This is a genomic window from Rhodovibrio sodomensis, assembly GCF_016583645.1.
Lineage (GTDB): Bacteria > Pseudomonadota > Alphaproteobacteria > Kiloniellales > Rhodovibrionaceae > Rhodovibrio > Rhodovibrio sodomensis.
On sequence record NZ_NRRL01000242.1, the window covers coordinates 1 to 1,944 of the forward strand.

The window sequence follows — 1,944 nt, forward strand, 5'->3', positions numbered from 1 at the left end:
CCGGTCCCGTTGCCTCACCGAGGAATCTTACCGGAGGGTGGTTGTCGCTCAGCCCTCGATTTCCGCCCGGTGTAGCCGTGCGGTCCCCATCCTGAGTCGAACAGCTCCGGCCGCGACGCGCCAAGGAACGCAGGCGCGGCCGGAGCGTCGGTGAGACCAGGTTGGGGACCGTCAATCACGGCTGCCTCATCATCTCGCTTCCGTGATTTCTTGTACCATCGCGTTCGCCCTCTCCCGTCGCCATTGCTTGATGCGCCGCTGCAAGGTCCGCAACTGGCGGTGCTCGTACTGACCAGGGTAGTCCCGTTGGAGGCGCTGCATTATTTTTCGCCCGGTCAAGGTCGGATCGTCTTCGAGCCACGTCTTCACGATGGGCCATCCCTCGGCGAGCCGGTCCGGGACTGTGCGGTTTCGGGGCCGCTTCTCTTTCCGCTTCTTGTGCGTTGCCCTAGCTTCGCCGGCTTGCCATTGGCTGGCGAGGGTCTTCACGAACGTGTCCAAGTCCCCCGCATTTTCTGCTTCATGCGTGCGACCGGCGTAGCTTGCAAGCTCGCCTTGCGCCTGCCGGATCCGGTGGAGCAAATCCACCGGATCGAGTTCGGCGAACTCGGCATCCAGGTGTCCCCGCCCCGCTGGCGTAAGCTCCAACTCGCGGAGACGCTGGTACGGACTGGCGGGGTCGTAGTACCGCTTGGTGACCTTCGCGCCGTCGCGGTTCTTGCTGGCCAGCTTAAAGCACGGCTGAAAGTAATTTTCGTAAAGCCGAGCAACCCGATACAGACGCATAAGCGCCTTTACGGCCGGCTCGCCTTGGTATCGGTCATGACCAACCAGACGGCGCACGATCGCCCCGTTCTTTTGTTCGACCCAGGCCTGATCGTTCTTCCGATAAGCGCGCGAACGGGTGAATGTGATACCTTGCGATTGGCAGAACCCCAGTAACGTCTCGTTGATGAATGCTGTGTCGTTGTCCGTGTCGATGCCGCGGACATGGAACGGCAGCATTTTCATGATCGCCCGCAACGCTTCTACGATCAGGCGACTCTCGCGCACTGGCAGCGGAACGTACTCGGTCCACCCAGTCACGATGTCCGTCGCCACGAGCGTTTGGCTGAAACTGCCGTCCGCGCTCGGTCCACTGTGCGAAACCATGTCGACCTCAAGCCATCCTGCTTGCGTGACCTCGTCCCAGCCCGCATAGGTCCGCAAGCTAATGTCCTTGGCTACCGCTGGCGCCGCGTTGCGCCGACGCCCACGCCCCGCATGCTCGCGCACATCCTTCAAAAGCCGGTCGATCGTGGCCGGGCTCATGCGCAGCAGGCGCGTACGCACGTCGGCGGCGATATCGAGATGGCCTGCGTTCTCCATGGCGGGCACAAGCACCGGGAGTGAGGCTTTCAGTCGTTTGCCGCAAATCCGGTCCGCCGCCTCCCACACCACGATCAACGCTTCCTTGTCCGCTTGGGTGTACCGCCGCCGGTCCGGCTTCTGCGACGTTTCCGCAGACCGCTCCCGCGGCGGCCCACGCCCGAGCAGTTGAATCGCGTACTTACGGTGATAACCACTCACCGCAACGAATTCGTCCAGGATGCGCTGCTTCTCCGCCCGCGTCCCTGACTCGTATCGCGCCCTCGTCGCCTCAATCAATTCAGCGCGTGTGCTCATGCTGGCCTTTCGCCCCATCGCTCAGCCCCACCGACACCATCAGTGGGTAAGATTCTAACTGAGGCAAAAACCGAGGCTCCGGTAAGAAAATCGATGAGGCAATGCGCCGGTGAGCGTCAGCCACGTTGACCGGTGACGGCTGGCTCGGGGCGATCCACAGGCCCGGCCGAACAGGCCGGCCGACCGCGCGCCCCCAGTCGCGCGCCGTAGGTCGGCCGGCCGTCGGTGAGGCCGGGCCTTGTGGATCGCGCTGGCCCCGGTGGATCCGTCTTTTCGGGT

Annotated in this window: 1 protein-coding gene; it reads right to left on the reverse strand. The window is 63.4% G+C overall.

Annotation, left to right across the window (positions count from 1 at the left end):
- Window positions 1-189: 189 nt before the first annotated feature.
- Entirely contained in the window at window positions 190-1,683 is a 1,494-nt protein-coding gene (locus tag CKO28_RS27435) for an integrase catalytic domain-containing protein (RefSeq protein WP_200344676.1), read from the reverse strand.
- Window positions 1,684-1,944: the final 261 nt, after the last annotated feature.